This is a genomic window from Mycobacterium sp. (assembly GCF_019247615.1).
GTDB lineage: Bacteria > Actinomycetota > Actinomycetes > Mycobacteriales > Mycobacteriaceae > Mycobacterium.
Map to the genome: position 1 here is coordinate 21766 of NZ_JAFBAT010000222.1, position 6727 is coordinate 28492.

Annotated in this window: 6 protein-coding genes; 5 read left to right on the forward strand and 1 reads right to left on the reverse strand. The window is 67.2% G+C overall.

The window, feature by feature from the left end; all coding sequences use genetic code 11:
* The first annotated feature begins 47 nt into the window (after positions 1 to 47).
* On the forward strand, positions 48 to 806 hold the full coding sequence (locus JO059_RS15335; protein WP_293320139.1) for an SDR family NAD(P)-dependent oxidoreductase: 759 nt from the start codon (positions 48 to 50) through the stop codon (positions 804 to 806).
* 49 nt (positions 807 to 855) lie between these two features.
* Positions 856 to 3021: an acyl-CoA dehydrogenase gene (locus tag JO059_RS15340; protein WP_293320141.1), complete on the forward strand. Its 2166-nt coding sequence runs from the start codon at positions 856 to 858 to the stop codon at positions 3019 to 3021.
* Between the two features lie 78 nt (positions 3022 to 3099).
* Here the strand turns inward: JO059_RS15340 and JO059_RS15345 are convergent, their stop codons facing one another.
* The gene (locus JO059_RS15345) at positions 3100 to 3420 is read right to left on the reverse strand and encodes an OB-fold domain-containing protein (protein ID WP_293320143.1); all 321 of its coding nucleotides are present in this window, start codon (positions 3418 to 3420) and stop codon (positions 3100 to 3102) included.
* Positions 3421 to 3483: 63 nt separating this feature from the next.
* Between JO059_RS15345 and JO059_RS15350 the strand changes: the two genes are divergently transcribed.
* The 3 genes from JO059_RS15350 to JO059_RS15360 form a co-directional block, all read left to right on the forward strand.
* The gene (locus tag JO059_RS15350) at positions 3484 to 4677 is read left to right on the forward strand and encodes a thiolase family protein (RefSeq protein ID WP_293320145.1); all 1194 of its coding nucleotides are present in this window, start codon (positions 3484 to 3486) and stop codon (positions 4675 to 4677) included.
* Between the two features lie 8 nt (positions 4678 to 4685).
* Positions 4686 to 6155, forward strand: coding sequence for an FCD domain-containing protein (locus tag JO059_RS15355; RefSeq protein WP_293320147.1), 1470 nt, complete (start codon positions 4686 to 4688; stop codon positions 6153 to 6155).
* A gap of 125 nt (positions 6156 to 6280) precedes the next feature.
* Positions 6281 to 6727, forward strand: a 447-nt coding sequence (locus JO059_RS15360; protein ID WP_293320149.1) for an MEDS domain-containing protein, incomplete at its 3' end; no start/stop codon positions are given.

Below are 6727 nucleotides of genomic sequence, written 5' to 3' on the forward strand. Positions count from 1 at the left end.
CGTTACAGACCGCCAGGAATCTGACAAGCCACTAAAGGGAGGTCCGGATGGAGATCAGCGGGAAAAAGGTCGTCGTCATCGGCGGCGCGTCCGGGATGGGTCGTGCCTCCGCGGAGTTGCTGGCCGAACGCGGCGCCGACGTCGCGGTGCTAGACCGGGAGGGTTCCGACGGCAAGAGCGTTGCCGAGGGAATAGGCGGCGTGTTCTACCCGGTCGACGTGACGGACTTCAAGGGAACGGAGGAAACCCTGCAGACCGCCGTCGACAAACTGGGCGGCCTGCATGTCGCGGTGACCACCGCCGGTGGCGGCATCGCGAAACGGACGCTGACCAAATCCGGTCCCCATGATCTCGAATCCTTCCAATCGGTGATCGACCTCAACCTCATTGCCACCTTCAACATCAGCCGGCTGGCCGCCGCCCACATGGCCAAGAACGAGCCCGAAGATGAGGAGCGCGGGGTCATCATCAACACCGCGTCGATCGCGGCCTTCGAGGGTCAGATCGGACAGGTCGCCTACACCGCCGCCAAGGCCGCGATCGCCGGCATGTGCCTGACCATGGCCCGCGACCTCGGGTCGATGGGCATCAGGGTGCTGGCGATCGCACCGAGCCTCTTCCTCACCGGGCTCACCGCGATGGTTCCCGACGAGATGGCGGCCACGCTCACGCGCGACGCCGCGTTCCCCAAGCGGATGGGCCGGCCCATCGAGTACGCGAAGCTGGTGGCGGCCATCGTGGACAACCCGATGCTTAACGGCCAGTGCCTGCGGCTGGACGCCGGTCAGCGGTTCGCGCCGAAATAACAATAAGTACACTCTTTTAGGCAGCCCGCCCGCCGCGAGGAGGACCTCCATGGGTATCGCACTGACCGACGACCATCGCGAACTCGCCGAGGTGGCCCGCGCGTTCTTGACCTCGCAGAAGGCGCGGTGGGCGGCGCGCTCACTGCTCGATTCGGCCGACGAGTCCCGGCCACCGTTTTGGCAGAATCTGGTGGAGCTCGGGTGGCTGGGGCTGCACATTGACGAGGAGCACGGCGGCTCGGGCTACGGGCTGCCGGAACTCGTGGTCGTGCTCGAGGAACTCGGGCGTGTCGTCGCCCCGGGACCGTTCGTGCCGACCGTGATCGCGTCGTCGGTGATCGCGAAAGACGGTACGTCCGAACAGAAGTCGCGCCTGCTGCCGGGGCTGATCGACGGAACCATCACCGCGGCAATCGGTATGGACAGCCAGGTGCGGGTGTCGGACGGCACGGCAGACGGCGACGCCGGAGTCGTCCTGGGTGCCGGGCTCGCCCAGCTGCTCTTGATCGCCGCCGGCGACGACGTGCTGCTGCTGCAACGCGACGGCGAGGGTGTCTCAGTGGAAGTGCCCGACAACCTCGATCCGACGCGGCGCTCCGGTCGCGTCCGGCTGCACAATGTCAGCCTCACCGGCGCCGACATCATCCCCGGGGCGCGGGAATCGTCGCTGGCCCGGGCGCGGACCTTGCTGGCCGCGGAGGCCGTCGGCGGGGCGTCGGACTGCGTCGACGCCGCCGTCGCCTACGCCAAGGTGCGCCAGCAATTCGGGCGCACCATCGCCACTTTCCAAGCCGTCAAGCATCATTGCGCCAACATGCTGGTGGCCGCCGAGTCGGCGACCGCCGCGGTATGGGACGCCTCGCGCGCGGCATCCGAGGACGAGCAGCAATTCCGGTTGGTCGCCGCGGCGGCGGCGGCGCTGGCGTTCCCTGCGTACGCGCGCAACGCCGAACTCAATATTCAAGTCCACGGCGGCATCGGCTTCACCTGGGAGCATGACGCCCACCTGCATCTGCGCCGCGCGCTGGTAACCGCGGCACTGTTCGGCGGTGACGCCCCGGCCCGCGATGTCTTCGAGCGCACCGCGACCGGGACCGTCCGCGAAAACAGCCTCGACCTGCCGGCCGAAGCCGAAAAGCTCCGCACCCGAATCCGCGCCGACGCGGCCGAAATCGCGGCCCTGGACGCGAAGGCGCAGCGCGACAAGCTGATCGAGACGGGGTACGTCATGCCCCATTGGCCGAAACCATGGGGCCGAGCGGCCGATGCGGTGGAGCAGCTGGTGATCGAGGAAGAGTTCCGGGCGGCCGGCATCAAGCGCCCCGACTACTCCATCACCGGATGGGTGATCCTGACTCTGATTCAGCACGGAACACCTTGGCAAATAGAAAGATTCGTGGAGAAGGCGCTGCGTCAAGACGAAGTCTGGTGCCAGCTGTTCTCCGAACCCGAGGCCGGGTCGGATGCGGCATCCGTCAAGACGCGCGCCGCCCGGGTCGACGGCGGTTGGAAGATCAACGGGCAGAAGGTGTGGACCAGCGGGGCGCAGTACTGCAGCCGCGGGCTGGCCACCGTACGTACCGATCCCAATGCACCCAAACACGCCGGCATTACCACGGTCATCATCGACATGAAGGGCGAGGGCGTCGAGGTGCGGCCTCTGCGCCAGATCACTGGCGGCTCGGAATTCAACGAGGTGTTCTTCAACGACGTGTTCGTGCCCGACGAGGACGTCGTGGGTGCGCCCAACGCCGGGTGGACGGTCGCGCGGGCGACACTGGGCAACGAGCGGGTCAGCATCGGTGGCAGCGGATCGTTCTATCAGGGGCTGGCCGCCAGACTCGTGCAGCTGGCTGCTCAGCACGCGGATCGGTTGGCCGGAGCGGCAGTTCGGGTCGGGTACTACCTTGCCGAGGATCATGCGCTGCGGCTGCTCAACCTGCGTCGCGCCGCGCGCAGCATCGAGGGGGCGGGGCCCGGCCCGGAAGGCAACGTCACCAAGCTGAAGCTGGCCGAGCACATGGTCGAGGGGGGCGCGATCTCGGCGGCGCTGCTCGGGCCCGAGGTTGCGCTGATCGACGGCCCCGGCGCCGCGGTCGGACGGATGATCATGGGTGCTCGCGGCATGGCGATCGCCGGGGGCACCTCCGAGGTGACCCGGAACCAGATCGCCGAACGCATCCTTGGCATGCCGCGCGACCCGTTGATCAACTAATCTCCCGCGAGCCTGCGTGTTAGTACCGCGACACGCCGTGCCGGCCGGCATTCTGCGCACGCTCGCCGGGTAGGCGATTCAGGCGGGTGCGAGCAATGGCGCGCCGCCGCTGCCCTTTTCGGACTGGATGTCGACGGGCATCCCGCACCATACCGAATCCGGTTCGCATCCAACGATGTTGGCCGCAACTCTGAGTCCTCTCTGCTCGGCCAGCTCGACGATCGCGATCACGTAAGGCGTCGGGATGTCCGGGTTGTACGGGTGGTGGTTGACCGTATAGGTGAACACCGTGCCACGCCCGGACACCGGCCGCGCCACCAGCGGGCCGCCGCAATCGCGGCATTCGCCGGCCGCGGGATGCACCCAGCGGTCGCAAGGGTCGCAGTGTTCGATGAGCACGAGCGATACAGTACACTCTATTAATCCACGGCGACTGGTGGATTCGGTTGGATGGACGGGCATATGGCGTACTTCGAAAAAGATGCGATCTTGTCCGGAATCGGCATCTCGCGGATCGGCCGTCGCACCGGCATTCCCGGCCCCGAGCTGACCATGGAGGCCGTGCGGGCCGCCATCGAGGATGCGGGGCTGGCGCCTACGGACATCGACGGCATCGCGACGCTGGGCGATACGCCGGCCGAAGAGGTCATCGCGACACTGAAGATCCAGGCGGTCGACTGCGGAGCAGGATTCGGCACCGGTGGCCTGCTGAGCCCGGTGATGTCGGCGTGCCGTGCGGTCTCCGAGCGCCGCGTCCGACATGCCGTGGTCTACCGGACGATACAGATGCTCGGCGGCACCGTCCCGGGGAAACCACAAGACGATGCACCCGCCCCGCCGCTGGCGCGCATGTTCTCCACACCCGAGGGCGCTCCCCGGCCGGCCGTCGGCGCGATGGACGATATCAACGATCTGGTCGCGGCCCATGCCTATTCCGCCGCGAACTGGCTGGCGCTGAACTGCCGTCGCCACATGGAGTTGTACGGAACAACCAAGGAACAGCTGGGCTGGGTCGCGGTCAACGGTAGACGCAACGCGGCTTTGAATCCCCTTGCGGTCTACCGCGATCCGATGACGATGGCCGACTATCTGGGCGCCCGGCCGGTGTCGACTCCCTTCGGACTGCTGGATTGCGATGTCCCCATCGACGGGTCGGTCGCCGTGGTCGTCTCGAACGCCGAATACGCGCGCGATTGCCCGCACCGCGCGGTGGCCGTCGAGGCGATCGGCGGGTCCGACGGGGCGGGTGGCTGGTTTCACCGTGACGACTATCCCAAGATGGCGATGTCGGATGCGGCGGCGCAGATGTGGTCTCGCACGCAGCTCACGCCCGCCGACCTCGAGGTGGCTGAGTTGTACGACGGTTTCACGTTTCTCACGCTCGCATGGCTGGAAGCACTCGGAATATGCGCAGACGGCGACGCCGGACCGTTCGTCGAGGGCGGCACCCGGATAGCCCGCGAGGGTGAACTGCCGCTCAACACCTACGGCGGCCAGCTCTCGGCCGGTCGCATGCATGGTTACTGGGCGCTGCACGAAGGGTGCCTGCAGCTGCGCGGCGAGGCGGGTGAGCGGCAGGTGACGAAACGACCAGAGGTCGGCGTGGTATCGGTGGGTGGTGGGCCCGTTGCCGGCTGCATGCTGCTCACATGTTGAGATAGCTTGTGGCAGAGCCTGGTTCGCTTGAGGCTGGCGGAACGGAAAAGCTGGCTTCCCAGATCGCCCGCCAGATCGAGGCGGACATCGTCCGGCGGGGCTGGAACGTCGGTGAATCGCTGGGCTCGGAACACGCTCTGCAACAACGTTTTCAGGTGAGCCGATCGGTGCTGCGGGAGGCCATTCGCCTCGTCGAGCACCACCAGGTCGCCCGGATGCGCCGCGGGCCGGGCGGCGGGCTGCTGATCTGTAGGCCCGACGCCGGGCCGGCCACCCGCGCCGTCGTCATCTTTCTCGAATACCTGGGCACGACGCTGGGCGACCTGCTCAACGCGCGACTGGTGCTCGAGCCGTTGGCGGCCTCGCTTGCCGCCGAACGGATCGACGAAGCCGGGATCGACCGGCTGCGAGCGCTGTTGCACGCGGAGGAAGGCTGGCGGCCGGGCGCACCGCCGCCGCGCGAGGATCTCCACGTCGCGCTGGCGGAGCAGTCAAAAAACCCGATCCTGCAACTGTTCGTCGACATTGTGATGAGACTGACCAGGAGATACGCGCTGAAGTCCCAGGCCGACTCGGCGACCGAGGCCATCGAGGCGGTCGACCGGACGCATCATCACCACTCGCAGATGGTCGCTGCCGTCACAGCGGGTGATGCCGCCCGGGCCAAGACGCTCAGTGAGCGACACGTCGAGGCGGTGACCGCCTGGCTGCAGAAACATCACCCCGGCGAGAAAACCCGCCCCCGCAGGCAACACCGCCTGCGGCTCGACGGCGACGGGTCGCGCGGCAAGCTCGCCGAGATGCTGGCGGCCACCATCGCCGACGACATCGCGGCGAGCGGGTGGCGTCTCGGTTCCGTCTTCGGAACCGAGACGGTGTTGCTGGAGCGCTACCGGGTGAGCCGCTCGGTGTTGCGCGAAGCGGTGCGGCTGCTGGAGTATCACTCCGTCGCGCAGATGCGCCGTGGGCCCGGCGGCGGGCTGATCGTCACAAGACCTCAGGCTCAGGCGAGCATCGAGACCATTGCCCTATACCTGCAATACCGCAAGCCCCTTCGCGAAGACTTGCGCTGCGTGCGGGACGCCATCGAGATCGACAACGTGGCCAAAGTCGTCGAGCGGCGAGCCGATCCCGACGTGTCGGCCTTTTTGGCAGCCCATCACGCCGGTCGCCGAACCGGCGGAAAACCACCAGGCACCGCAGACGTTCGCCAGGCCGCTGTCGAGGAATTCCGGTTCCACCTCGGCCTTGCGGAGCTGGCCGGCAACGCGCTGCTCGACCTGTTCCTGCACATCATCATCGAACTGTTTCGCCGCAACTGGTCCAGCGGCGGACACGCGGTTGCCTCCTGGGCCGACGTCGTGGCCGTCGATCATGCTCATGCGCGGATTCTGCAGGCCATCGAGGGTGGCGACGACAGCCTCGCTTGCTACCGCATCCGTCGCCATCTGGATGCCGCCGCTTCCTGGTGGCTCTAGAAACGGACCGAAAGTAATCCGCGTCGCACTCGCGCTGATGTGCTCCGTTCGCGGGCATACGTAACGTTCATCCGGGGTATGGGGATGGGAAGTGAGACGGCCGGTCCAGCAGGGGGTTGGCAATTGTGATCGAAAGCGAGACCGCTGCCATGACGGTGGGCGTCGGAGGAGCCAGGACCGACCAATCGGACTTCGTCCATTCCGCGCTTCTGTATCGCTCGCGGCAGGAGTACCTGGACCTGGTGGCGCGCTTCGTGGGCGACGGCCTGGCCAGGGACGAGGCGGTGCTCATCGCGGTGCCGCCAGACGAGCTGGCGTCGCTCCGCGCTGCGCTGGGCGCCGCGGCCAGCGGATACCCCGCCGAATTGCGGATGGACGACATCGCCGAGATCGGACGCAACCCGTCCCGGTTCATGGCGGTCGTGGGCTCGTTTGCCGACGAGTATCGGAATCGACGGGTGCGCATCGTGAGCCAGCTCACGTGGGCGGGACGAACCGACGACGAGTTCGTTGCCTGCATGGAACACGAAGCGCTGCTCAATGAAGCCCTTGCGGGGTACCGGGTCACAGAG

What these genes read in the sequence shown, in the direction of transcription:
- JO059_RS15335 (WP_293320139.1), top strand. Translation starts at nt 48, where the DNA reads ATGGAGATCAGCGGGAAAAAGGTCGTCGTCATCGGCGGCGCGTCCGGG.
- JO059_RS15340 (WP_293320141.1), top strand. Translation starts at nt 856, where the DNA reads ATGGGTATCGCACTGACCGACGACCATCGCGAACTCGCCGAGGTGGCC.
- JO059_RS15350 (WP_293320145.1), top strand. Translation starts at nt 3,484, where the DNA reads ATGGCGTACTTCGAAAAAGATGCGATCTTGTCCGGAATCGGCATCTCG.